The organism is Lysinibacillus sp. FSL W7-1291, assembly GCF_038593415.1.
GTDB classification, from domain to species: Bacteria; Bacillota; Bacilli; order Bacillales_A; family Planococcaceae; genus Lysinibacillus; species Lysinibacillus fusiformis_D.
This window is the reverse complement of the sequence record NZ_CP151994.1, coordinates 2,990,829-3,015,827: the sequence shown is the minus strand read 5'-3', so window position 1 is coordinate 3,015,827 and position 24,999 is coordinate 2,990,829. Positions and strand designations below refer to the sequence as shown.

Here is a 24,999-nt window from a genome sequence, read left to right as displayed (position 1 = left end):
GCCTTGTCAAAAGTGGCTTTTCACACACTTGGCTGTAAAGTAAATCATTACGAAACAGAAGCAATCTGGCAACTGTTCAAAGAAGATGGCTATGATCGTACAGAGTTTGATCATCAAGCAGACGTTTATGTCATTAATACATGTACAGTTACCAATACTGGAGATAAGAAATCTCGTCAGGTGATTCGTCGCGCAGTTCGACAAAATCCTGATGCTGTTATTTGTGTAACGGGATGCTATGCACAGACATCCCCAGCTGAAATTATGGCGATTCCTGGCGTAGATATTGTTGTAGGAACACAGGATCGTACGAAATTATTAGGCTATATCGATCAATATCGTTCAGAACGACAACCGATTAATGCCGTACGTAATATTATGAAAAATCGCGTTTATGAGGAATTAGATGTACCAGCATTTACAGACCGTACACGTGCTTCCTTAAAAATACAAGAAGGCTGTAACAACTTCTGTACATTTTGTATTATCCCATGGGCACGTGGCTTAATGCGTTCTCGTGATCCCCAAGAAGTATTACATCAAGCCCAGCAATTAGTTGAGGCTGGCTATCTTGAAATTGTTTTAACGGGTATTCATACGGGTGGCTATGGACAAGACTTAAAAGATTATAATCTTGCTCAGTTACTACGTGATTTAGAGGCTAATGTAAAAGGCTTAAAGCGTCTTCGTATTTCGTCCATTGAAGCTAGTCAATTGACGGATGAAGTCATCGAAGTCCTTCGTGAGTCGAAGATTGTCGTTAATCATTTACACATTCCAATCCAATCGGGTTCTGATACGGTGTTAAAACGTATGCGTCGTAAATATACAATGGAATTTTTCGGGGAACGTTTAACGAAATTACATGAAGCTTTACCAGATTTAGCTGTAACATCTGATGTTATTGTTGGTTTCCCAGGTGAGACAGAGGAAGAGTTTATGGAAACGTTCAACTTTATTCGTGATCATAAATTCTCTGAACTACACGTCTTCCCATTCTCTCCACGTACAGGTACACCAGCTGCCCGCATGGAGGATCAAATTGATGAAGACATTAAAAATGAGCGTGTACACCGTCTGATCTCTTTAAATGACCAACTGGCAAAAGAATATGCATCTCGTTTTGAAGATCAAGTATTAGAAGTGATTCCTGAAGAATTTGTGCATGATGGCAGTGAAGAGCAAGGTCTTCTAACAGGTTATACTGATAATTACTTGAAAATCGTATTTGAAGGTCCAGAAAGTCTGATTGGACAGCTTGTAAAAGTAAAAATTACACAAGCAGGCTATCCACACTCACAAGGACAATTTGTACGTGTTTTAGAAACAGTTAATTAATATGCAAAGGGTTGCCTGCTTTTGAGGCAATCCTTTTTTATTGGATGAATATTCCACTTTTCTTGTTATAATGAAGAAAATCAAACTGAGAGAGTAGAAATGAATGTGACGAGAGAAGAAATAGAAGAGGATATATCAGTCATTTATAAGCTTACTGAGCGTTTATCACGACTGGCATAAGGAAGGGTCAGAAAAGCCATTAACTGCGGATTTTTATTTAGTAGAGTTTCAAAAAACAATGACATAGCATTTAATGAATAATTGGCTAAGAAAGAAATTAGACGGCAACGAGAAAAAATGGTATGATTCGAAGAGGTACGTACATCTTGCTTAATGAAGGAGCGTTTAACAATGGAACAAAATTTTGCGCGTATGATTGATCATACATTATTAAAGGCTGAGGCAACAAAGGAACAAATTGAAAAATTATGTGCAGAAGCTAAGCAATTTAACTTTGCTTCTGTATGTGTCAATCCAACATGGGTAAAGCGTAGTAGCGAATTATTGCAAGGGTCAGATGTTTTAGTTTGTACAGTTATTGGCTTCCCACTCGGTGCCAACACACCAGCAGTGAAAGCATTTGAAGCAAAAGATGCGATTGCTAACGGTGCAAAAGAAGTAGATATGGTCATTAATATCGGTGCGTTAAAAGATAAAAACTATGAGCATGTACAAGCTGATATCGCAGCAGTTGTAGAAGCGGCTAAAGGCAGTGCACTTGTGAAAGTGATTATTGAAGCATGTTTATTAACAGATGAAGAAAAAGTGAAGGCATGTGAGCTAGCTGTGGCAGCAGGTGCTGACTATGTGAAAACATCAACAGGTTTTTCAACTGGTGGTGCAACAGCAGAAGATATTGCTCTTATGCGAAAAACAGTAGGTCCTGAATTGGGCGTAAAAGCTTCAGGTGGCGTTCGTAGCCTAGAGGATATGAAAAAAATGGTAGAAGCTGGTGCTACACGTATTGGAGCAAGCTCTGGTGTTGCCATTATGAATGGCTTAATTGCAGATTCCAATTACTAATTTTAAAGCCATAAGCTCTTGCACAGATTTGCATGAGCTTATGGCTTCTTTGTGTCGAATAAACATAATATTTTTTTCCGCACATATACTCCACTGATGAATGTGAAGACAGAAAGGAGGATGCCATGTTTACACAGTATAAGGCTTGGAGACCCTATATTAGCCCTTTTGATCCTTGTAAGCCTATCGAAGTAAAATACTTTGCTACACCACCACAATTATATATGGGTTTTCAACCACCTGGACTACCACAATTCCCAACCCCACGAGAAGCTCTAATGGCAGGAACACTTTGGCCACAGTTATTTAGCCCGTATCCATTTCCCCTAAAAAGGAGGGGTGAAGCATGACTAAAAAGATGCCGCCTGAATTTTATCAGCAATTAGAAGAAATACAGGCAATTGATTTCGTCATTGTGGAATTAAACCTCTATTTAGACACCCATCCACACGATTATGATGCCATCCAGCAATTTAATGAAAATACAGAGAAAAGCATGAAGCTTAAAGTTGATTTCGAACAGAAATATGGACCGCTCATGAATTTTGGAAGAAGCTATTCGAATTATCCGTTTAATTGGATTGATACGCCGTGGCCATGGCAGGTCTAATCAAAAGAACTAGGAGGAATAATTTTTGTGGTATTACGAAAAAAAGCTCCAGTATCCGGTAAAAGTTAGTACATGCAATCCAATGCTTGCTAAGTTTTTAATTGAGCAATATGGAGGAGCAGATGGGGAACTGGCAGCAGCCCTTCGCTATATGAATCAGCGCTATACCATACCAGACAAAGTGGTAGGGCTCTTAACTGATATAGCAACGGAGGAATTTTCACATTTAGAAATGATTGCCACGATGATCTATAAGCTAACAAAAGATGCGACACCTGAAATGCTCAAGGAGGCTGGTCTAGGCGACCATTATGTAAATCATGATCGTGCTTTATTTTATCAGAATGCTTCAGGGGTACCATTTACAGCATCCTATATTCAGGCTAAGGGTGATCCTATTGCAGATTTGTATGAGGATATAGCTGCTGAGGAAAAGGCGCGTGCCACCTATCAATGGATTATTGATTTATCAGATGACACAGATTTAAATGATAGCTTAAAGTTTTTACGTGAACGGGAAATTGTCCATTCCCAGCGTTTTAGAGAGGCTGTTGAAATTTTAAAAGATGATAGAGATCAGAAGAAAGTTTTCTAAAAAGTGGCTGGCTGGATCAAGGGGGACTTGAAACAGCCTTTTTGTTTGTCAATAAATCATGTTTTACTAGAAGGAAGAATAAATATTGGATATATTGCTAGCTAAATACAATTTGAATAAGTTAACAAAAATAAAACCAAAAATTCACTTGATAATTTCGCACACTTTCTATTGACCATTATTAGACAATACGATATAATTTTTTAGTACACAACAGAAGGTAATTTGCCTAATTGTGTATTGACGTGTGTTCGGAGGGAGGGAAAGAGAGATGTCAAAAACTGTCGTTCGCAAAAACGAATCGCTTGAAGATGCTCTTCGCCGCTTCAAACGTACTGTATCAAAAAGTGGTACAATTCAAGAAGTTAGAAAGCGCGAGTTCTACGAAAAACCTAGCGTAAAACGTAAAAAGAAATCAGAAGCTGCACGTAAACGTAAGTGGTAATTTAATTTCCCATTAAAAATCCCTACGTTCATAACACGCAATTGTATGATTCACTGAGCAGACAAAATTATACCTGAAATTAATCACATGGAGGATTGATTTCAGGTATTTTACATTGCTCACGCTTACGTACATATGAAAAAGCCGAATGATATCTTATTGATTCATTCGGCTTTTTTTGTAGCATACTAAGTGTCAATCATTCAAAGGAAATGAATCTTAAATAAACTTAAAAAATTTTAAGATTTGTGAAACTTTTCGCATGATTGACCGTATATAGAAGGGAGAAGCATGTTAGAAGGGAGGGAAAAAGATGCGAAGACGGAGAATCCTCAGCTATTTACTAGTAATATGGATGACTTTTTTGTTAGCGTTTCCATTAACGTCAGCTTTTGCAAGTAGTAAGGTCTACCATGTTCCAATTCATAATGAAGTAGAGCGAGGGCTTCATGCATTTTTAGAACGAGCTTTTAAAGAGGCTGAAGAAAACTATGCAGAGGCGATTATCTTAGATATACATACGCCTGGCGGATTTGTGAATGCTGCAAGTGATATCGCCATGCTTATGGATGCAACGGAGATACGTACAATTGCTTATATTAATAAGGATGCGCATTCAGCTGGTGCTTTTTTAGCCTTACATGCGGATGAGATTTACATGGTGCCGAATGGAACAATCGGTGCAGCAGCGGTCATTGATTCAGCAGGTAATGCAGCAGATTTAAAAGCTAATAGTGCCTGGCTTGCTCAAATGCAGGCAGCGGCAGAAACATCAGGTCGCGATCCTAAGTATGCATTAGCAATGGCAGATACCAACTATGAACTACCAGAATACCGTGCTGGCGGAAAGAATTTGTTAACCTTATCTGCTTCGGAGGCATTGGAGGTTCGCTATTCTGAAGGAACGGTTAAAAATTTTCAGGAGCTTTTAGCGAAAACAAACCTTAAGGGTAGTGATATTATTCCCATCGAACCAACATTTTCTGAAAAATTGGCTCGTTTTATTACAAATCCAATCATTGTACCCATTTTATTGTCTATCGCAAGTTTAGGGCTGGTAATGGAGCTATATTCGCCAGGATTTGGCGTTCCGGGTATAATGGGGCTATCAGCTCTTGGTTTATTTTTCTTTGGACATATGGTTGCAGGCTTCGCTGGTTATGAAACATTATTGTTATTTATAGTTGGTTTAGCTCTTGTAATTGCAGAGTTTTTTGTCCCCGGAGGAATTGTGGGAATTTTAGGTGGCGTGCTCATATTACTAAGTCTGATACTGGCAGGTGCAAATATGATGCAAATGATAGTAGCAATTCTCATTGCGCTTGTGATAGCGATGATAGGAATGGTGATTCTGATGAAATTTTTCGGAAAAAAAATGCATGTCTTAAACAGGCTCGTGTTAATGGATGCAACTACGACAGAAGAAGGGTATGTGTCCAATGTCAATCGCACAGAACTGTTAGGGAAAATTGGGAAAACGCTTACACCACTACGTCCATCAGGTACAATGGTACTTGGTAGTGAACGCATTGATATTGTATCAGAAGGTGGCTATATCGATGCCAATCAACATGTAGAAATTATTAAAGTTGAAGGCTCACGTATTGTTGTGAGACAAACAGATAAAGAGATGGAGGAATAGAAAATGGGTTTTGATTTAGCTTTAATTGGTCCAATTGCTGGACTGGTTATTTTATTCATTGTTCTTGCGGTATTCTTTACCTTTGTACCGGTAGCACTGTGGATTTCTGCATTAGCAGCAGGCGTTCGTGTTAGTATTTTCACATTAATTGGGATGCGTTTACGTCGAGTTATCCCTTCTCGAATTGTCAATCCGTTGATTAAAGCACATAAAGCAGGTTTACCTGTTACGATTAATCAGTTAGAGAGTCACTATTTAGCAGGTGGTAATGTTGACCGTGTTGTCAATGCATTAATTGCAGCTCACCGTGCCAATATTGAACTATCTTTTGAACGTTGTGCAGCGATTGATTTAGCTGGTCGAGATGTATTAGAAGCGGTTCAAATGTCTGTTAATCCAAAAGTTATTGAAACACCATTTATTTCAGGTGTAGCAATGAACGGGATTGAAGTTAAAGCAAAGGCACGTATTACAGTGCGTGCAAATATCGAGCGTTTAGTCGGTGGTGCTGGTGAAGAAACAGTTATTGCCCGTGTTGGTGAAGGGATTGTTTCGACAATCGGTTCGGCTGTGCACCATACAGAAGTATTAGAAAATCCTGATATGATTTCACAAACAGTATTATCAAAAGGTTTGGACTCAGGAACAGCCTTTGAAATCTTATCCATTGATATTGCCGACGTAGATATCGGTAAAAACATCGGTGCAGAATTACAGATTGAACAAGCGCAGGCGGATAAAAACATTGCTCAGGCAAAAGCTGAGGAACGCCGTGCAATGGCTGTAGCGAATGAGCAGGAAATGATTGCCCGTGTTCAAGAAATGAAGGCGAAAGTAGTAGAGGCTGAAGCAGAAGTACCACAGGCTATGGCTGAAGCATTACGTTCTGGTAATCTTGGCATTATGGATTACATGAATTATCGTAACATTCAAGCGGATACGGCGATGCGCGACTCGATTTCAAAAGTAAGCACTGATAAGCCAGACACGAATGATCCAAATGCTTAAAAACGGAAAGGAGCGGAACTAACATATGGAACAATTAATAATTATTGCCTTAATTGCCATAGCCAGCTCTATTTTCGGAAAATCAAAAAATAAAAAGCCTCAGAAACAGATGCCTCCTTTTAATAAAGATACAGCGGCAGAGCCTCCAGTTATGGCGGAAACAACGCCGCATCGTGCAGGGAGAGCGCAAAGTTTTGAAGATTTTGCACGAGAGTTTATTGGTGATTGGATTCCTGAAAATGAGAAAGTTGAAGAGCCTAAAAAGTTTGTCGAGGAACAGGTGAAGCAGGAAATACCAAGCTATATGGCCCCGCCAGTTATGCCAGCAGATGTTCCTAGTCGTACTTCTATTCGAGAAAGTAGAGGACGTCTAGCTACTGGGAAAAAAGAGGTGCAAACAGTCGGTACGCCATCGGCTTTTCAATTACCTCAATCGAAAAACGATCTTATGCAAGCGATCGTAATGGCTGAAATATTAGGACCACCTAAAGCAAAAAGAAAATAACTAGCATGTCCTCCTTTTTCGATGCATATATTGCCGAAGAAGGAGGCATTTTTTATGAAAAAATTATTTCAATTAACGCCACTACTCGAATTGTTAGAATACGAATCATTAAAAATTATTGGACCTTATCGGTTTATCCATGCAGATGCTACGACCTGTTCGTTTGTTTATGCAGATTATCATATTACTGTCAATGCAGATTCCGTGAAGATTAATGCTCTAAAAGAAGAAATGCTTCATCTCTCTGTTGATAATCTACAGGAGCTTCAGATGAAAAAGGCAAAGAATATGGATGTGAGCTAAAATGTGGAATAATCGGCCTATCATTATACGTATAAAGCGCCATGAAAATGTTCATCCTTTTATTCAAGCATTGCATGCTCAGCATGTTCCGTTAAAGCGTGTAGTCTTTCGTGAGCAAGAAGTTTCCTTTGAAACAACTATGCATTACTTACCAAAAATTCGCCGTGCTCGAAGACAGTTTCGTTTGAAAATGGCTGTTTTTTATGCAGATGAGCTGCAAGTTTTCCGAGCACAGCTTTGGACTTTGCTTGGCTTAACCTTGATGATTGTCATTCCTATTATCTGCGCACAAGTCATTTGGCGAGTGGACATTGAGGCAGCGACACCCGAACTGGAGCAGCGGCTAGGCAAAACCTTTCAAGAGACCTTTCAACTAGAAACACCGCTCTCTAAAAAAAGTTTACCTTCCAATACCATCATACGTCAAAAGCTGTTAGAGCAACATCGAGAGCTATCATGGGTGCATATTGATAAACACGGCGGACGAGTAATACTGAGACCTCAGGAATCACCGAAGCAAACAGAGCAATCGAATGACAAATTAGCTTCGCATTTAGTCGCAACGAAAAGTGGTGTCATTACTCATTTTAATATACAAAATGGTGAACGGAAGATTTCAATAAATGATACAGCCTATGAGGGAGACGTCCTTGTGAGTGGTGTTATTGAAAGTGGTACAGATCAAGTTTATGTTGGGGCTAAGGGAGAGGTATTTGCAGACTATTGGCTTGAATGCTCGTTCAAAATCCCAACAACGATTACAATGGAAACTGTGCAGCAAAAGCAGTGGCGAGTATTGCTAAAGGGGATACACAAAGAAAAAGTAGATTATGTACAAAAGAAGGATTTACCGAATTGGTTAGACCCCTATGTTTCGATTGTAGAGGAACAACAGACAAATACGATGCAAGTGGAGCTTGATGAATCGAAAATAGAGTCATTGCTAATCCCTCTACTGCATGAAAAAGTGTTACGTTCGTTACCTGCAAAAACAATGATCAAGAAAGAAAACCTTTTACAGGCAAAGTGGGGGAATGGTACAGTTGAAGGGAAAGTTCTATTTTTAGTCAATGAAAACATTGCAAGTCCAATACAAGGCCTACAAGGAGAATGATTATGTCAGAACAGTTAACTGTATTACAGGTGGATAATCCAAACGAAGCGGTTATGCTACTCGGTATTTCAGATGCAAATATGAAATTAGTCGAAGAAGCACTAAATGTTCATATCATTACGCGCGGTGAGCAAATTCAGCTGGCTGGTGAAGAAAATGCTAAGGAGCAGGCAACCTTACTTCTGCATGCACTATTGAAGGTCATTCGCAAAGGAATTAATATTGATCAACGGGATGTTACAACAGCGATTGAAATGATACAAAAAGGCACGATTGAATATTTTGCAGAACTTTATGATGAAGAAATAGCACGCACGACGAAAGGCAAGCCAATCCGTGCAAAAACAATTGGTCAACGAGAATACATACAAGCAATCCGTCATAAAGACGTTGTTTTTGGTATTGGTCCAGCCGGTACTGGGAAAACGTATTTAGCGGTAGTCATGGCAACACAGGCACTTAAAAATGGGCATGTAAAGCGAATTATTTTAACTCGCCCTGCTGTTGAAGCAGGAGAGTCTCTAGGATTTCTGCCAGGAGATTTAAAGGAAAAGGTAGATCCTTATCTTAGACCTCTCTACGACGCTTTAAACGACATTTACGGGGCTGAACAAACACAAAGACTGATTGAACGCGGAACAATAGAAATCGCGCCATTAGCTTATATGCGTGGTCGTACATTAGATGATGCCTTTGTTATTTTGGATGAGGCTCAAAATACAACACATCAGCAAATGAAAATGTTTTTAACACGTCTAGGCTTCGGTTCTAAAATGGTCATTACAGGTGATAAAACGCAAATTGACCTACCTAAAAATACGGAATCTGGCTTGATTGTAGCAGAGCGTACATTAAAATATGTAAAGTCCATACATTTCCAAGTATTAGAACAAGGCGATGTCGTACGCCACCCAATCGTAGCCAAAATCATCCAAGCCTACGAAGAACAGCAACTTTAGAATTGCGAAGCAATTCTAAAGTCTGCCCCGTAAGCGAAGCGTCAGGGGCAACGAGGTTTAAAAAGTCTGCCCCGTAAGCGAAGCGTCAGGGGCAACGAGGTTTAAAAAGTCTGCCCCGTAAGCGAAGCGTCAGGGGCAACGAGGTTTAAAAAGTCTGCCCCGTAAGCGAAGCGTCAGGGGCAACGAGGTTTAAAAAGTCTGCCCCGCAAGCGAAGCGCCAGGGGCAACAAGGTTTAAAAAGTCTGCCCCGCAAGCGAAGCGTCAGGGGCAACAAGGTTTAAAAAGTCTGCCCGGCAAGCGAAGCGCCAGGGGCAACGAGGTTTAAAAAGTCTGCCCGGAAAGTGAAGCGACAGATGTGATAGTGTTTTAAAATCATCATTACAAAGCAAATAGCTAAACTACGAAATTAATCAAAATATGGGAAAAAATGTGACGGCTATGCAAAATTGTATAGCTGTTTTTTGCTTTCTTATACATTTTTCGAGAAAAATGTATGTTGAATTGGTATGATAGTAGGTAGATAGAGGAGGTGCCAAATGGAGAAACAACTTCGAAAATTTACAGAGCTTATCGGTTTTCGCTACTTTATTATCATCATTCTCATTTTAACAGGCGGCCTACAGTTTGCGTTTATGTATGGCAATGTTAAGGGAGTTACATATGATTTCAAACCACTACAGCTTGCGCCTGAAACCGTACGATCTACCAAAACGATTGAAGACACTTATAAGACGCAGCTAGAGCGGGAAAAAGCCGCCAATGCAGTGGATTCAGTCTATCAATTTTCGGAGGATGTCGCCAAGCAAAGAGCAGCGATTGTAACATCATTGTTTGATTATGTACTAGAAGTGAAAAAGGATGTTGCAAACAGTAAGGAACCTATACCTATTGCCGATCAAGTTGCACAGCTTCGCAAAAAATTCGAATCTATAGATGAAGACCAGATGCCATTAATCTTTACAGATTCACAGCTGGAAGGTCTGTTAGTGCAAAGTGATGAAGATTTAAACAGAACTAGTACGCAATTATCCAAATTTGTAGAGGACTATTTACAAAAGTCTATCCGACCTGAAAATGTCTTTGTTGCTCAAAATGATTTTGAGACAAAGATTCGAGGGCAACGAGGGTATCCTGATAAAATATTCAATACAGTCGTGTTAATAGGGCGTACAAGTATTATTGAAAATGAAACGATTAACGAAGACCAAACGAAAATTCGCAAAGAGCAGGCGAAGGAAAGCGTCGAGCCGACACGAATCTTACAAGGACAAATCATTGTGCAGGAAGGTCAAATTATTGATAATGAGGCTTACCGACAATTAGAGCTATTGGGTATGGTAAGTAATAAAGCATCCTTGAAGCCAATTGCTGGACTTATTATTTTAACGCTACTGCAAATGATGTTTATGTATATTTTATTTGAGCGTTGGGATGCTGACGAACGAAAAAAACGCAATGCCTTATTAGTGACAGTGATTGTTTATACATTGTCTATCCTGCTCATGAAATTTATTAGCTTAGTATCTGGTGGCTTTGATGTAACGATTGCCTTTCTGTTCCCGACGGCATTAGCTACAATGCTTGTACGATTATTAGCGGATGAACGAGCAGCTGTGCTCATTACCGTTATGACCGCAGCCTCAGCAGGTGTTATTTTTCAAGAAGGCTATTCATCTGTTATGCAAATGGAAATTACGTTGTATATTATTTTTGGAGGGCTTGCAAGCCTGTTCTTTTTGCGTAGTGTGGAAAAACGCTCACATATTTTACATGCAGTTGGTGTGATTTCCCTTGTCAACATGGCATTTATCGCCTTTTATTTACTCATGACACAATCATCCTACGGCTTACCAGAATTAGTGTTTTACTTGATTGCAGCTATGTTATCTGCCTTGCTTTCAGGGGCATTAACAATGGGACTTCTACCATTCTTTGAGTCAGCATTTAGTTTATTATCGTCGCTGCGTTTAATTGAGCTATCCAATCCTAATCATCCTTTATTAAAAAAATTACTAATGGAAGCACCAGGGACATATCATCATAGTGTAATGGTAGCGAATTTAGCAGAAGCTGCCTGTGAAGAAATTGGTGCAGATGGTTTACTAGCGCGTGTTGGTTGTTATTATCATGATATAGGTAAAACAAAGCGTCCTGCCTTTTTCATTGAAAATCAAATGTCAGGTATTAATCCGCATGATTCTTTACCGCCTGAGACAAGTGCAGAAATTATTATCGCCCATACAACAGATGGAGCCGACATGTTAAAACGCTATAAAATGCCGCAAGAAATTATCGATATCGCTTTACAACATCATGGTACAAGTTTATTAAAGTTCTTCTTGTTTAAAGCGAAGGAACAAGGAAAAAGCATTGATGAGGCAAAGCTCCGTTATCCAGGTCCAAAACCACAAACTAAGGAAGCAGCGGTTATTAGTGTTGCTGACAGTGTTGAGGCAGCAGTTCGTTCAATGAAAGAGCCAAATGCTGAAAAAATCCATAAGCTAGTACGAGCGATCATTGATGATCGTGTACAGGATAATCAGTTTGATGAATGCGATATTTCGATAAAAGAGTTAAAATGTATAGAGAGAGTTCTTTGTGAAACGTTGAATGGTATTTTCCACTCACGTATTGAATATCCAAAGGCAGATAAGTAGGAGGATCTATGATTTTAACAATTGATTTTACAGATGAAACAAATGAAGTGGCTACACCACATACAGAGCTTGTTGAAAAGCTTTTACAGCATGCAGCGAGTATTGAAAATATTGAGCCAGAAACTGAGGTTTCAGTGACGTTTGTAACGAATGAGACGATTCAAGATATTAACCGTGAGTATCGTGGCAAGGATCAGCCTACAGATGTCATTTCCTTTGCGTTAGAGGAGCTAGGGGAAGGGGAAATCGAGGTAACTTTTGAAGGAATGCCACGTGTACTAGGTGATATTATCATTTCTACAGACCGTGCCAAAGAGCAGGCTGAGGAATACAATCATTCCTTTGAACGAGAATTAGGTTTTTTAGCTGTACATGGTTTTTTACATTTGCTTGGTTATGACCATATGGAGCCAGAAGAAGAGAAAAAAATGTTTACAAAGCAAGATGAAATTTTACAAACTTTCGGCTTAGGGCGAGACTAAATGGATTTGCGCAAATACTTGCGATCTTTTGGCTATGCATTGGAAGGCATTATCACAGCAAGTAAAGAACAAAATTTAAAATCACATATAATTAGTGCAATCATTGTTATAATGGCTGGTTATTGGACAGGTTTATCTCGTATGGAATGGTATATTGTGCTACTATTAATAGCACTAATGTTTGCGCTGGAAATGATCAATACAGCTATCGAACGGGCGGTTGATTTAGCTTCCCCAGAGATACATCCACTTGCTAAGCAGGCGAAAGATATTGCGGCAGGTGCAGTGCTTGTATTTGCGCTATTCAGTGCTATAATCGGATTACTCATCTTTCTGCCAAAATGGTTTTAATGGAAATGAGTGTCTTCTTAATGAAAATAAACCATAATGTGAGGGAGAATTTGTATAGATGACAGTGGATATGCAAGGATTATTAGAGGAATCAAAAAAAGCACGTGAAAAAGCCTATGTTCCATACTCGAAATTTAAAGTAGGTGCAGCTCTTTTAACAAAAGAGGGAGAGGTCATTCACGGCTGCAATATTGAAAATGCAGGCTATAGTATGACGAATTGTGCGGAGCGTACAGCGTTCTTTAAAGCTGTATCAGAGGGCATTTATGAATTCGAAGCCATTGCCATTGTTGCTGATACGGACGGGCCATGCGCACCGTGTGGAGCATGTCGTCAGGTAATGATGGAGTTTTGTGCGCCAACTATGCCTGTTTATTTAACGAACTTAAAAGGTGATGTGACGGTAACGTCGGTAGGCGAATTACTACCGTTTGCATTTACGACGGAGGATTTAGAGAATGCAGGAAACTAACAATGGCTACAAGTCAGGCTTTATCTCCATTATTGGTCGTCCAAATGTAGGAAAATCGACATTTTTAAATCGTGTCATTGGCCAAAAAATTGCGATCATGAGTGATAAGCCACAAACAACACGAAATAAAGTACAAGGTGTACTGACAACAGATGATAGCCAAATGATTTTTATTGATACACCAGGTATTCACAAACCAAAACATAAACTAGGCGATTTCATGCTGAAAGTTTCTAAAAATACATTGCGTGAAGTGGATGTTATTATGTTTATGGTCAATGCTGAGCAAAAACTTGGTAAAGGCGATGAATTCATTTTAGAATTGTTGGCGGGGAATCCGACGCCTGTCTTTTTGGTCATCAATAAAATTGATGCCATTCATCCAGACGAATTAATAGGGATTATTGAGAACTATAAAGAGCGCTATAATTTTGCAGAAATTGTACCGATTTCAGCACTACAAGGGAATAATGTAGAAAATTTATTAGCGACGTTAGCAAAATATTTACCAGAAGGACCACAATATTACCCAGCAGATCAAGTGACGGATCATCCTGAGCGATTTATCATCTCAGAGCTGATACGCGAAAAAGTTTTACATTTAACACGTGAAGAAATTCCCCACTCGATTGCAGTGGTGATTGATAAAATTCGCCGTGATGAAGAAAATGCTGACAAAATTCATGTGGCCGCGACGATTATTGTGGAGCGCGATTCTCAAAAAGGCATTGTCATTGGGAAACGTGGAGCCTTGCTGAAAGAAGTAGGGACACGTGCACGAAAGGATATTGAAATGCTGTTAGGCTCAAAAGTCTATTTAGAGCTATGGGTTAAGGTACAAAAAGATTGGCGTAATAAATCTACACATTTACGCGATTTTGGATTCCGTGATGATGAATATTAAGCTGTTGTGATCCTAATCCAGCAGTGTTTATCGGGTGAATTTCTTAGCAGATGTTCAAACGCATGCTGAATTAAAAATATAGACTTCAGCAGATGTTATAGATTGCCTCCTGGAGGTCTTTTTTCAAATCGTCTGCTCAGTAAAATCTGAGTGTAATTGAGAGGTATTACTTTGAGCTGTCCAAAGCATTTTGGATAGCTCTCTTTTCTTGGATAGCTCTTTTAGGAAAGGAGGAGAACTATGCTTCATAAATGGGAAGGCATTGTATTAAAGGTACGTGCTTATGGGGAATCCAATAAAATTGTCACTCTGCTAACACGAGAAGCTGGCAAAGTGGCTACAATGGCTAGGGGGGCAAAAAAGCCTTCTAGTCGATTGGCGTCCGTCACACAACCCTTTACCTATGGCATGTTTATGGTGCAACATCATACTGGTATGGGGACATTACAACAAGGAGAGCATTTGAACTCGATGCGTCATATTCGTGAAGATATTATGGCCACTGCCTATGCTAGCTATATCATGGAACTGGTGGAACGTGTCGTGGAAGAAGGGAAACCAGAGCCATTTGCTTTTGATGTATTATTACACGCATTACAAGCAATTGAGGAAGGCTATGATCCCGAAGCTATCACACTATTTGTTGAGTGGAAAATGTTACCCTATACAGGTGTGCAACCTATTTTACATGCCTGTGCTGCGTGTGGTGCTGTCGATGGGGAATTTGCTTTTTCCTTTGCACAAGGAGGGTTTTTATGTCATCGCTGTTATCAGTATGACCCCTATATCATTCGTTTAACACCAACACAACTGAAGCTTATACGTATGTTTTATACTGTTCCAATCGATCAAATCGGAAAAATAGAGCTAAAAAAAGAAACAAAATATTTCATCAAAAAAATTATTACAACCATCTATGAAGAACAAACAGGTATCCGCTTTAAGACGAAAAAATTTATTGAGCAACTAGAGCGAACGCCTGAATTGCAAATACGATCTAAAAATGAAATGCCAGAAGACTCATAATGTTCTTCTGGCATTTTGTGCTATTAAAAAATTATTTCAGATATCAAATTCATATAGAAAAGCCCATTGTCCAGCAATTTTTTTACTTTCCACATAGAGATAGACTGTTTCCTCGTTTTTACCTGTTAGATGAAGAATGGCAATACCTTCTGTTTTTGGTGTAACATGTAGTTGTCCATTAAGAATAGTTGCTTTTACAGGCGCTGGCTCAAAGTCAAAAACTTCAAGAGCTACACTAGCTGGCTCGAAAGGTAATACTGGCGTTGATAGTGTTAATTCGTCAGTTAAATGGTACAAATCAATACCGCGAACAAAGTCATAGGCATACACATCAGCCGCCATCTTTTGTTGCTGTGTCCCTTCTGAAAATGTAACAATGAACTGTCCATTTTTCAAGATAGTTAATGTTTGATCATTCTGATTAAAGCTGTATAAATTCGATGCAAGTGCTTGCCCGTTCATATTTTGAACTGTTACCTCAGTTGGCACGAATGGTAAATTGCTTTCTGCTAAATCAAGTGGTGAATTTTCTGTATAATCCTCTTCCTTTACTTCCTCAAGCGTTACCTTCAGTTTTCCATTGACATTTTTTACATGAACTAAATAAAAAATAGTTGTAAAGTCCTCTGAATCATCAGTAAATCCAGTAATCACTAATTTGCCCGTACCTTCTTTTATAGGGGTAATCGTGATAGACTCTGTCATATCTTCCTCTTCAGTCCATGTGAAAATATCCTCTGCTGGCTCAAGACCACCATAAGACGCAAAGATATAGTCCTGTTTAAATTGACTTGCATAAACGGTTGCATTGCTTAACATTTTTTCAGCACGTACAACGAAGGCAGCCAATTGGGAACGCTTCACAGGACTCTTTGGACCGTATGTAGTGGCTGACGTTCCTTTTGTAATGCCATTGGCAAATAAAGCTTTAATATGAGGTTCGAATTCAGTTCCTTTTTTGACATCTGTAAATGGCAATTGTGTATTACTTGGACTCGTTAATCCAAAGCCCTTAGCAATCATTTTTGACATTTGTTCGCGTGTAATATTTTGATTTGGGTAGAAGTAACCATTTGCCCCATTAATTATTCCTGCATTGGCTAATGCGGCAATCGCTCCGTAATTTTCATCGCCAGGTTTAATGTCCTTAAATTGAGGATTTTTTACATGAACTGTATCTAACTTTAAAATACCTGCTAAAATTTTCGCAGCCTGTGTGCGTGTAATAGGGTTTGCAGGTTTAAACGTTCCGTCCATATAGCCAGAAATAATGCCACGCTCTGCTAACTGAATGATAGCTTTTCCTTCTTCAGTGGATGGATTAACATCAGGAAAAAACGCTGCATATGCTGGTGGTGCGATAACAATCGCACTTGTTGCTAAGGCAGATGCCATGGCTAGTTGAAATAAACGTTGAGACTTCAATTGAATTCCTCCAAATAGTACAATATAAAATTTTATAGTATGAATGTTTTGTTAAGACCTTCCTATGTATCAGTTCAAACTTCCGGACGATTGAATGTTAAAAAGGGGGATGTCTTTAGCATGTTAATTATTCATTATTTAACAGCTAATACTAACTATAATACCTTATTTATACCAAAAAGTTGGAACTGCGAATAGAGGAAATATCATCCTTGAGCATGACATTACTGGTAATTAAATGTTTAACAGCAACGAAACTTGATTTGCCTTTTGAACTATACATCTATATGGAGAGAGTTGGATAGGTCAATAGTAGCATCGTTGGTTATACTTTAAGGGAATGGGAGGCGGATTGTAAATGAATAAAATTTCAATTTTTACAAATTAAAATGATTATAGAAAATTAGTTTTATATAATAAAGTTATGATTGTGAAATTTGAGTAAAGGGTCTATTTGACTTTTTATTAATTTTTATTTCGATGATAAATGAAAAATAATAGGTAAAAGGTTTTGTGTTTTTCTTTAGTTTTCAATATATTAATAGTAGAAACCGATCACTTGAGTCCCATATACTAGTTGAAAAGGTATTTTAACCTATGATATTGTAATAAATATAGATAATCGTATTTATATTTTAAAAATATAATTTAGTCGTTTCATCCCCATCGACACAAATGTACGCTAGATCAATTTAGACATGCCTATGAAATGGAAGCCTCTATCAGCAAAACGTATTTTATCTTGATTCAGCAAATGTTTTTTTGTATCAAAAGCACAACATTAGGTACAAAAGCCTCCCTCTCTATAGGGAAAAATAAATGCTTGTTTTGCTTTTTTTAACGGGTGTTTAAACACTGGTTGAATCAAGATAAAGCCTCCGCTAGATGTCACGGTTTTAAAAAAGAAGCTTTTCAAGCAAGCTTGGAAAAATCAGGACATATTCATCTGTGCGAAAGCGAGGAGTCATTGATACGTTATCAGAATAACGCAGTCCTATGGAAGAAGGAGGGAGTCACATAGTGCTTAGTACATTGCGTATGTGGCAGAAAATATGCTACGAAAAGTAACCTTAAGTATTCAGGAAGTTGAAGCGAATGATATATTAGCTGAAGATATTTTCTCAGACTATCGTCTATTAGCTAAAAAAGATTTAGTTTTAACGGAGCGAATTATTGCCTTACTTAAACTTCGAAAAGTAGATGAATTGTCAGTCTATTTACCATCTGATTCAGTTCGAGTTGTTCATGATTTAAGTATTCAACGAACAAGAGAATATGAAGATTTATTTGCTCCATTAATTGAAAAAACTGAACCAGTAGATGAATATAAAGAAACGGTAAGTCAGCTTTTTATGACAACGTTGGAGAATGTTGTGCATGAATTACGATATGGACAAATACTGAAAAGCATGCAAGATACGGCTTATGTACGTGGTGTTTTTGAAAAAATTTTAGAAAAAAAACATCGCTATGAGCTACTTATGCGCTTAAAGGAATGGGATGAATATTCATTTGTCCACTCATTTGATGTATTTGTGTTAGGGACAATCTTTGCTAGATATCTAGGTTTAACGGATATTGAAACATTAGCAAGAGGTTATTTATTCCACGATATTGGGAAGGTCTTTATACCGCAGGAAATATTAAATTTAAAGCGCAAACTCTCTGAAGATGAGTTTGAAATCGTCAAAACGCATACAACAAAAGGTTATGACTTACTAATAGAATATCAGGAGGAAGACATTGCCTATTTAGCGAGAGATCATCATGAACGCTTTGCAGGGAAGGGCTATCCAAATCAACTTTGTGCAGATGAAATGAGTGATGGTGTGCAATTATTACAAATTATTGATGTGTATTCAGCCATGACATCGAAAAGAGTCTACCATGTTGGCTACGGTGCTACAGATGCATTAGCTGTTTTATACAGGGATCGTCATTTATATAATGAGAACTTTATGCATAAGTTTGTTGAATGTTTAGGCATTTACCCAGTCAACTCGGTTGTTATGCTATCGGATAATCGTAGTGCACAAGTAGAGCTAGTTTATGATTTATTTCCGACATTACCAAAGGTGAGGTTGCTAGATGAGCAAAAATCTATGAACTTGCCTTTAAACTATAGTGTGAAAATTACGAAGATGATTGACTACAGGGCGAATAGCTTCGAAGAGATTTTTAACTTATTTGTGGAGCAATTAATCCGCTGTGATGAGAATAATCTGAGAATTCATTTTAGTAAATTAATTGATCATTTACATCCTAAAGAAATTGTCTTAAAAATTTTCTTACCAGCGTTTCGTATACTACGTTTGCTAACACGAGAAATACAAACAGATATGACGAAATATAGAAATTCTATTAGTATCTTAAAAAAGCTATTAGAAGAGCAATTAAATGTATTATATATGGATTATCAGCATGAACAAACGACCATTTTAGTGGTGGAGTCTTCCTTACGTGAAAATTTCTTCATTAAACTTGTGCAAAGTATTTTGTATATCGATAAAATAGTACCTTTCTTTATCAATCCAGGTGATGATCAACGTATTACACAATTGATGGGGCATTGTGATGTCAATGTCGCCTATTTTATTGAAGAGGAACAAACTGTTGACAAACGAGTTCGTCCAATGCGAGAAGGTGCCTTTCTTTATTATTCATTAGCTGATATTGAAGAGATACTAGTGAGCTTAGTAGGGATGAGCATGAAAAAGTTTTCATTCGAGGAAAAAATGCAAGAGCGCTTATTTTCCACATATAAAGCATAAAAAGAGGGAGTTGCCAGACTGGCTACTCCCTCTTTTGTTCAGCAAAACGATTAGAATTGAAGATGTTTTTCGATATATGCTTTTACTTCTGCAATTGGCATACGAACTTGCGTCATAGAATCGCGATGACGTACTGTTACTTGGCCATCCTCTTTTGAGTCAAAATCGTATGTGATACAGAATGGTGTACCAATTTCATCCTGACGGCGGTAACGTTTACCGATTGATTGTGATTCATCAAAATCAACAGGGAACGCTTTGCGGAGCTCTGCCCAAACATCTGCCGCTTCATCAGATAATTTTTTAGAAAGCGGTAGAACAGCAGCTTTAAATGGTGCTAGTGCAGGGTGGAAACGTAAAACTGTACGTTTATCGTCACCTTCTAGCTCTTCTTCATCATAGGCATCACATAGGAATGCTAATGTGACACGGTCAGCCCCTAAAGATGGCTCAATACAATAAGGAACATAACGTTCGTTTGATACAGGATCGATATAAGTGAAATCTTCACCTGAGTGTTCCATATGTTGTTTTAAGTCATAATCTGTACGATCAGCTACGCCCCAAAGCTCTCCCCAACCGAATGGGAATTTGAATTCGATATCTGTTGTAGCATTTGAGTAGTGAGATAGCTCATCATCTTCATGGTCACGAAGACGCATAGATTCTTCTTTCATGCCTAAGTTTAGTAACCAATTTTTACAGAATTCTTTCCAATAGGCGTGCCATTGGAGATCTTCACCAGGTTTGCAGAAGAATTCTAGCTCCATTTGCTCGAATTCACGTGTACGGAATGTGAAGTTACCAGGTGTAATTTCGTTACGGAAAGATTTACCGATTTGTGCGATACCAAATGGTGTACGTTTACGCATAGAACGTTGAACGTTTTTGAAGTTCACGAAAATACCTTGTGCCGTTTCGGGACGTAAATAAATTTCGTTTGTAGAAGATTCCGTTACACCTTGGAACGTTTTAAACATTAGGTTGAATTGACGAATATCTGTAAAATCCGCTTTTCCGCAATCCGGACATACTACGTCATATTTAATCATTGTTTCTTTCATTTGATCGAATGTCATACCATCCACAATGATTTCATCGCCTTTTGCTAATGCAGCATCCTCGATAATTTTATCTGCGCGATGACGAGCCTTACATGATTTACAGTCGATCATTGGGTCGTTGAAGTTACCAACATGACCAGAAGCAACCCATGCTTTTGGGTTCATTAAGATCGCAGCATCAATACCTACATTGTGTTCTGATTCTTGAACGAATTTTTGCCACCATGCTTTTTTAATATTGTTTTTTAATTCGACACCTAGTGGACCGTAATCCCAAGTGTTTGCTAAACCACCATAGATTTCAGAACCAGGGAAGACAAAGCCTCGATGTTTTGCTAATGATACGATGGTTTCCATTGATTTGTTAGCCATAAAAATAGCCTCCTTCTAAGTTTTTCTTATTGTTCTTTTAGCGGTAAAACGCTAAAGTTATTTCATCTAGTAGTAACTAAATGAAAATAGCACCCGTCTCCGGGCACAATGCATGCCCAGGGACGAGTGCTAAGACCCGCGGTTCCACCCTGATTGTTTTAAACGAATGTTTAAAACCTCTTTTCAAAAAGTTAGCTCAAGGAGTGCCTTTTCTCTGTTGCTGTGTAGACTTTCACCATCTTCTACTCGCTATTGAATGGAACAGATACTTTTTTCCCATCATCGCCTGTATAACGCAATTTTGCTCGAAAATACAGATAGAGCAAGCGTATGTGTCAATATTGTAGCATGCAGTTCTTTAATTCGCAATAATTATTAAAATAGTATATAATAATTGAGCATAAGTATAACACTATTAGATTTGAGGCGGTGAGTCCAATCGAACTCAATAAACGTCAGGAAGACATTTTACAGATTGTGAAAGAAAATGGCCCTATTACCGGGGAACATATTGCGGAACGTCTCAATCTGACACGAGCAACTTTAAGACCAGATTTAGCGATTCTAACGATGGCAGGATTTTTAGATGCGAGACCAAGAGTTGGTTATTTTTATTCAGGTAAAAAAACATCCATTAATTTATTGGATAGTATTCACAATTTAAAAGTGAAAGACTTTCATTCAGGTCCTGTCGTGGTCCCGGAAACAATGACGGTTTATGATGCAATTTGCTTTATGTTTTCAGAAGATGTTGGTACACTCTTTGTCGTAGATAAGAATGAGTTTTTGACAGGCGTACTATCTCGCAAAGATTTACTACGTACAAGTATTGGTACGCAGGATTTAAATAAAATTCCAGTACATATTATTATGACACGTATGCCAAATATTTCGTACTGTGAAAGATCAGATTCATTAGTTGTTGCAGCGAACAAGCTTATTGAACGAGAAGTTGATTCGCTACCAGTAGTTGAACCACAGGAGGGTGGTTTAACCATAGTAGGTCGTCTTACAAAAACAACGATTACACGAGCTTTCTTATCTCTTGCACAAAACGTCTAAATTAGAAGGAGAGCTGCATGAAAAAACTACGCGTATTTGTTGTATCTGATTCTGTCGGCGAAACTGGTGATCAAGTTGCCAAAGCGGTTATTAGCCAGTTCCGACCGGGTTTAGAAAATACTGTGATTCGTCGGTTTCCTCACATTCAGTCCGAGGAGCTAATCCGTAAAATTGTTTTCCTTGCAGCCCAACAACGAGCATTTATCGTCTATACATTAGTTCGTCAAGAAATGCGTAAATTATTACATGATTTATGTGAGCAAGAAAAAATTCAGGCAGTAGATATTTTAGGACCAGCCTTACAAACTATGGCAACCTTTATGGAAGAAAACCCATTAGAAACGCCAGGGATTGTTCATATGTTGGATGATGATTATTTTAAAAAAATTGAAGCCATTGAATTTGCGGTAAAATATGATGATGGCAGAGATCCACGTGGGTTATTACAGGCTGATATCATACTCGTAGGTGTATCAAGAACATCCAAAACACCACTTTCACAGTATTTAGCCCATAAAAAATATAAGGTGGCAAATGTTCCTTTAGTACCAGAGGTAGAGCCACCGGAAGAGCTTTTACAAATAGATCCGAAAAAATGCTTTGGCTTAATCATTTCACCTGAAAAGTTAAACTTTATCAGAAGAGAAAGATTAATGTCACTCGGATTAAATGATGATGCTATCTATGCACAACATGAACGGATTTTAGATGAGATACAACATTTTGAAAAAATTGTCGGTAAAATAGGTTGTCAAGTTATTGATGTGACTAATAAAGCTGTCGAAGAGACTGCAAATACGATCATTGAACATATTTTTACTCGTAAATAAGATGGAAATTTAAACCACCTCGGTTAGTAGAGGCGGTTTTTTTGAGTGTATTTTGAAAATAGTATAGATAAAAACTAATTTTTGTTTTATAATAATAAAATTGTGGTAAAAATATTTATAAGAGAAAAATCCTAATTTTTTGTCGAGAAATAAAGGAATTTTAAAACGAATAGCGAATTGTGTTTCTAGAACGCAAATATTAAAGATGGTGATGGATTTGGCAGGGAAGATTCCAGAAGAAGTAATTGAACAGATTCGTACACAATCGGATATCGTTGATGTGATTAGTGAATACATGCAGCTGACCAAGCGTGGGCGAAATTGGTTTGGCCTCTGTCCATTTCATGGAGAGCAAACACCGTCTTTTTCTGTATCAACAGACAAGCAAATCTTTCATTGCTTTGGTTGTGGTGCAGGGGGGAATGCTATTACTTTTGTAATGGATATAGAAGGCATTTCTTTTCCTGATGCCGTTGTGAAACTTGGGGAACGTGCTGGCATACACTTAGATGTTGAGCCAAGCTTTCCAGAGGGAACAAAAAAGATATCTAAAGCAGAAGAAAGGATGAAAGAAGCACACGCTTTTGCAGCAGATTTTTTTCATCATCTACTGTTGAATACAGAGGATGGCGAAGAACCTTTAAATTATTTGCTAGAAAGAGGATTTACAAGGGAACTTATAGAATCTAATAACATTGGTTGGTCTCTCCCAAGCTTTGAAGCATTAACAATATTGCTTGAAAGAAAAGGTTATAACTTACAAGAAATTGCGGAAAGTGGCCTCATCATTAAGCGAGAGGGAGAAGAACGCTACTTTGATCGCTTTAGAGGACGTATTATGTTTCCGATTCGAGATGAGAATGGTAAAATTATTGCCTTCTCAGGTCGAATACTTACATCAACTGGTGAAGAAGCGAAATATTTAAATAGTCCAGAATCACCAATATTTCAAAAAAGTGAAGTGCTTTATAACCTAGATAAAGCACGAACTTCTATCAGAAAAAATCGTCAAGTAGTATTGATGGAAGGTTTTATGGATGTTTTAGCGGCCAACTCTGTAGGTGTCATGAATGTGGTTGCGACAATGGGAACTTCGCTAACAAATCAGCATATCACAAAGCTAAAACGCTTAGTAGAGCAAATTACGATTTGCTATGATGGTGATAATGCTGGATTTGATGCAGCGAAACGAGCGGCGCAATTACTGCATACGGAGCGCATGAAAGTCGATATTGCTGTATTGCCAGAAAAATTAGATCCTGATGAATACATTCACTCTTTAGGTGGACAAGCATTTAAGGAACAAATTTTGGAAAATCCTCATGCGTATATTGCTTTTATGATGATGCATGCTAGACGCAATAAGAACTTTCAATTTGAAAATGATACGCTTCAGTATATTCAAGAAGTCCTTGAACAACTAGTAGGGAGATCCTCACCAGTTGAACGAGATTTGTATATACGACAGTTATCAAATGAAACCAATATATCGGAAGAAGCCATTTATGCTCAATTCCGAAAGTTGGAGGCTAATCAGGTACGTTCTGCAAAATCAGAAATGCCTACACAGATGCCTTCAATGCCAGTCACGCAGCAGCAAAAGCCTATGGACGCAGCCGAACGTGCCGAACGTTTATTACTGGCTCATATGCTTCATAATATAGATGTAGTGGACAGGGTATTACGTAGTGAGCAAAAGGAGCCATTTGTACGAGATGCTTATATGGCTGTTTTTGTTCGCTTAGTAGGGTTTTATGAGGAATATGGTCATCCTGATTATCAACGCTTTGTGGAAATTTTGGATGACGCTGAATTACGAAAAATTGTCATGGAAGCAGCTTTAGTTGAGCGAGATCCTGATCAAGCAGAGGCAGAGGTAATGGACTCCATCCGTCAGCTTCAAAAATATAGAATTGAGCAAGAAATTTATCAAAAGATGCATGAGTCAAAGGAAGCGGAGAAGATGCATGAGTATGCACGTGCACTTGAAATCGCCCAACAGATTATTCATTTAAGAAAATCGTTATCGGCGATTTAACCC

The 24,999-nt window shown here is 38.3% G+C and carries 24 protein-coding genes; 22 read left to right on the top strand and 2 right to left on the bottom strand.

Features of this window, described 5'->3' with window-relative positions:
• Window positions 1-3: 3 nt before the first annotated feature.
• The 18 genes from mtaB (at window position 4) to recO (ending at window position 15,434) form a co-directional block, all read left to right on the top strand.
• A complete protein-coding gene (mtaB, locus tag NST76_RS14625; RefSeq protein ID WP_036121680.1) occupies window positions 4-1,338 on the top strand; it encodes a tRNA (N(6)-L-threonylcarbamoyladenosine(37)-C(2))-methylthiotransferase MtaB in 1,335 nt (444 codons plus the stop codon).
• A gap of 351 nt (window positions 1,339-1,689) precedes the next feature.
• Complete coding sequence (deoC, locus tag NST76_RS14620; protein ID WP_036121676.1) at window positions 1,690-2,361, top strand: deoxyribose-phosphate aldolase; 672 nt, start codon at window positions 1,690-1,692, stop codon at window positions 2,359-2,361.
• A gap of 125 nt (window positions 2,362-2,486) precedes the next feature.
• Window positions 2,487-2,711 (top strand): spore coat associated protein CotJA, encoded by a 225-nt coding sequence (locus tag NST76_RS14615; RefSeq protein WP_101966494.1) that lies wholly within the window; start codon window positions 2,487-2,489, stop codon window positions 2,709-2,711.
• The gene (locus tag NST76_RS14610; RefSeq protein ID WP_036121673.1) at window positions 2,708-2,971 is read left to right on the top strand and encodes a spore coat protein CotJB; all 264 of its coding nucleotides are present in this window, start codon (window positions 2,708-2,710) and stop codon (window positions 2,969-2,971) included. Before NST76_RS14615 ends, NST76_RS14610 begins: the two co-directional genes overlap by 4 nt.
• A gap of 25 nt (window positions 2,972-2,996) precedes the next feature.
• Complete coding sequence (locus tag NST76_RS14605) at window positions 2,997-3,566, top strand: manganese catalase family protein (protein WP_036121670.1); 570 nt, start codon at window positions 2,997-2,999, stop codon at window positions 3,564-3,566.
• 271 nt (window positions 3,567-3,837) lie between these two features.
• The gene (gene rpsU, locus NST76_RS14600) at window positions 3,838-4,011 is read left to right on the top strand and encodes a 30S ribosomal protein S21 (protein ID WP_004227078.1); all 174 of its coding nucleotides are present in this window, start codon (window positions 3,838-3,840) and stop codon (window positions 4,009-4,011) included.
• Window positions 4,012-4,324: 313 nt separating this feature from the next.
• A complete protein-coding gene (locus NST76_RS14595; RefSeq protein ID WP_058844756.1) occupies window positions 4,325-5,653 on the top strand; it encodes a nodulation protein NfeD in 1,329 nt (442 codons plus the stop codon).
• A 3-nt stretch (window positions 5,654-5,656) separates the two neighbouring features.
• The gene (floA, locus tag NST76_RS14590) at window positions 5,657-6,661 is read left to right on the top strand and encodes a flotillin-like protein FloA (protein ID WP_036121665.1); all 1,005 of its coding nucleotides are present in this window, start codon (window positions 5,657-5,659) and stop codon (window positions 6,659-6,661) included.
• Between the two features lie 25 nt (window positions 6,662-6,686).
• Window positions 6,687-7,166 carry a hypothetical protein gene (locus NST76_RS14585; protein ID WP_342544078.1) on the top strand — a complete coding sequence of 160 codons (480 nt, stop codon included), beginning with the start codon at window positions 6,687-6,689 and terminating at the stop codon, window positions 7,164-7,166.
• Between the two features lie 54 nt (window positions 7,167-7,220).
• Entirely contained in the window at window positions 7,221-7,469 is a 249-nt protein-coding gene (locus NST76_RS14580; RefSeq protein WP_036121657.1) for a hypothetical protein, read from the top strand.
• A gap of 1 nt (window position 7,470) precedes the next feature.
• Complete coding sequence (locus tag NST76_RS14575; protein WP_036121654.1) at window positions 7,471-8,583, top strand: sporulation protein YqfD; 1,113 nt, start codon at window positions 7,471-7,473, stop codon at window positions 8,581-8,583.
• Between the two features lie 2 nt (window positions 8,584-8,585).
• Window positions 8,586-9,542, top strand: a complete 957-nt coding sequence (locus NST76_RS14570) for a PhoH family protein (protein ID WP_036121651.1) — start codon at window positions 8,586-8,588, stop codon at window positions 9,540-9,542.
• Between the two features lie 536 nt (window positions 9,543-10,078).
• Window positions 10,079-12,199 carry an HD family phosphohydrolase gene (locus tag NST76_RS14565; RefSeq protein WP_058844758.1) on the top strand — a complete coding sequence of 707 codons (2,121 nt, stop codon included), beginning with the start codon at window positions 10,079-10,081 and terminating at the stop codon, window positions 12,197-12,199.
• Between the two features lie 8 nt (window positions 12,200-12,207).
• Window positions 12,208-12,681, top strand: a complete 474-nt coding sequence (gene ybeY / locus NST76_RS14560) for an rRNA maturation RNase YbeY (protein ID WP_036120532.1) — start codon at window positions 12,208-12,210, stop codon at window positions 12,679-12,681.
• Window positions 12,682-13,032: a diacylglycerol kinase family protein gene (locus NST76_RS14555; protein WP_036120529.1), complete on the top strand. Its 351-nt coding sequence runs from the start codon at window positions 12,682-12,684 to the stop codon at window positions 13,030-13,032. It begins immediately after the preceding gene.
• 58 nt (window positions 13,033-13,090) lie between these two features.
• Window positions 13,091-13,504: a cytidine deaminase gene (locus tag NST76_RS14550; protein ID WP_080717050.1), complete on the top strand. Its 414-nt coding sequence runs from the start codon at window positions 13,091-13,093 to the stop codon at window positions 13,502-13,504.
• Window positions 13,491-14,408: a GTPase Era gene (era, locus tag NST76_RS14545; RefSeq protein WP_340834698.1), complete on the top strand. Its 918-nt coding sequence runs from the start codon at window positions 13,491-13,493 to the stop codon at window positions 14,406-14,408. Before NST76_RS14550 ends, era begins: the two co-directional genes overlap by 14 nt.
• Before the next feature lie 240 nt (window positions 14,409-14,648).
• The gene (gene recO, locus NST76_RS14540) at window positions 14,649-15,434 is read left to right on the top strand and encodes a DNA repair protein RecO (RefSeq protein WP_036120522.1); all 786 of its coding nucleotides are present in this window, start codon (window positions 14,649-14,651) and stop codon (window positions 15,432-15,434) included.
• A gap of 36 nt (window positions 15,435-15,470) precedes the next feature.
• Here the strand turns inward: recO and NST76_RS14535 are convergent, their stop codons facing one another.
• Window positions 15,471-16,859 (bottom strand): S-layer homology domain-containing protein, encoded by a 1,389-nt coding sequence (locus NST76_RS14535; RefSeq protein WP_089933526.1) that lies wholly within the window; start codon window positions 16,857-16,859, stop codon window positions 15,471-15,473.
• A 1,052-nt stretch (window positions 16,860-17,911) separates the two neighbouring features.
• Between NST76_RS14535 and NST76_RS14530 the strand changes: the two genes are divergently transcribed.
• On the top strand, window positions 17,912-19,630 hold the full coding sequence (locus NST76_RS14530) for an HD domain-containing phosphohydrolase (RefSeq protein WP_089933549.1): 1,719 nt from the start codon (window positions 17,912-17,914) through the stop codon (window positions 19,628-19,630).
• Window positions 19,631-19,680: 50 nt separating this feature from the next.
• Here the strand turns inward: NST76_RS14530 and NST76_RS14525 are convergent, their stop codons facing one another.
• Window positions 19,681-21,066 carry a glycine--tRNA ligase gene (locus NST76_RS14525; protein WP_036120515.1) on the bottom strand — a complete coding sequence of 462 codons (1,386 nt, stop codon included), beginning with the start codon at window positions 21,064-21,066 and terminating at the stop codon, window positions 19,681-19,683.
• A gap of 429 nt (window positions 21,067-21,495) precedes the next feature.
• Between NST76_RS14525 and NST76_RS14520 the strand changes: the two genes are divergently transcribed.
• The 3 genes from NST76_RS14520 (at window position 21,496) to dnaG (ending at window position 24,996) form a co-directional block, all read left to right on the top strand.
• On the top strand, window positions 21,496-22,128 hold the full coding sequence (locus NST76_RS14520; RefSeq protein WP_036120509.1) for a helix-turn-helix transcriptional regulator: 633 nt from the start codon (window positions 21,496-21,498) through the stop codon (window positions 22,126-22,128).
• 17 nt (window positions 22,129-22,145) lie between these two features.
• A complete protein-coding gene (locus NST76_RS14515; RefSeq protein ID WP_340809238.1) occupies window positions 22,146-22,958 on the top strand; it encodes a pyruvate, water dikinase regulatory protein in 813 nt (270 codons plus the stop codon).
• Window positions 22,959-23,163: 205 nt separating this feature from the next.
• Complete coding sequence (gene dnaG / locus NST76_RS14510) at window positions 23,164-24,996, top strand: DNA primase (protein ID WP_080717049.1); 1,833 nt, start codon at window positions 23,164-23,166, stop codon at window positions 24,994-24,996.
• Window positions 24,997-24,999 lie beyond the last annotated feature (3 nt).

Bases quoted from the DNA above. Each gene is read 5' to 3' on its own strand.
- dnaG (WP_080717049.1), top strand. From the start codon at position 23,164: ATGGTGATGGATTTGGCAGGGAAGATTCCAGAAGAAGTAATTGAACAG.
- NST76_RS14530 (WP_089933549.1), top strand. From the start codon at position 17,912: ATGCTACGAAAAGTAACCTTAAGTATTCAGGAAGTTGAAGCGAATGAT.
- NST76_RS14515 (WP_340809238.1), top strand. From the start codon at position 22,146: ATGAAAAAACTACGCGTATTTGTTGTATCTGATTCTGTCGGCGAAACT.
- NST76_RS14555 (WP_036120529.1), top strand. From the start codon at position 12,682: ATGGATTTGCGCAAATACTTGCGATCTTTTGGCTATGCATTGGAAGGC.
- rpsU (WP_004227078.1), top strand. From the start codon at position 3,838: ATGTCAAAAACTGTCGTTCGCAAAAACGAATCGCTTGAAGATGCTCTT.
- NST76_RS14610 (WP_036121673.1), top strand. From the start codon at position 2,708: ATGACTAAAAAGATGCCGCCTGAATTTTATCAGCAATTAGAAGAAATA.
- NST76_RS14565 (WP_058844758.1), top strand. From the start codon at position 10,079: ATGGAGAAACAACTTCGAAAATTTACAGAGCTTATCGGTTTTCGCTAC.
- NST76_RS14595 (WP_058844756.1), top strand. From the start codon at position 4,325: ATGCGAAGACGGAGAATCCTCAGCTATTTACTAGTAATATGGATGACT.
- NST76_RS14550 (WP_080717050.1), top strand. From the start codon at position 13,091: ATGACAGTGGATATGCAAGGATTATTAGAGGAATCAAAAAAAGCACGT.
- NST76_RS14575 (WP_036121654.1), top strand. From the start codon at position 7,471: ATGTGGAATAATCGGCCTATCATTATACGTATAAAGCGCCATGAAAAT.
- recO (WP_036120522.1), top strand. From the start codon at position 14,649: ATGCTTCATAAATGGGAAGGCATTGTATTAAAGGTACGTGCTTATGGG.
- floA (WP_036121665.1), top strand. From the start codon at position 5,657: ATGGGTTTTGATTTAGCTTTAATTGGTCCAATTGCTGGACTGGTTATT.
- NST76_RS14580 (WP_036121657.1), top strand. From the start codon at position 7,221: ATGAAAAAATTATTTCAATTAACGCCACTACTCGAATTGTTAGAATAC.
- deoC (WP_036121676.1), top strand. From the start codon at position 1,690: ATGGAACAAAATTTTGCGCGTATGATTGATCATACATTATTAAAGGCT.
- NST76_RS14615 (WP_101966494.1), top strand. From the start codon at position 2,487: ATGTTTACACAGTATAAGGCTTGGAGACCCTATATTAGCCCTTTTGAT.
- ybeY (WP_036120532.1), top strand. From the start codon at position 12,208: ATGATTTTAACAATTGATTTTACAGATGAAACAAATGAAGTGGCTACA.
- NST76_RS14525 (WP_036120515.1), bottom strand. From the start codon at position 21,066: ATGGCTAACAAATCAATGGAAACCATCGTATCATTAGCAAAACATCGA.
- NST76_RS14570 (WP_036121651.1), top strand. From the start codon at position 8,586: ATGTCAGAACAGTTAACTGTATTACAGGTGGATAATCCAAACGAAGCG.
- NST76_RS14585 (WP_342544078.1), top strand. From the start codon at position 6,687: ATGGAACAATTAATAATTATTGCCTTAATTGCCATAGCCAGCTCTATT.
- era (WP_340834698.1), top strand. From the start codon at position 13,491: ATGCAGGAAACTAACAATGGCTACAAGTCAGGCTTTATCTCCATTATT.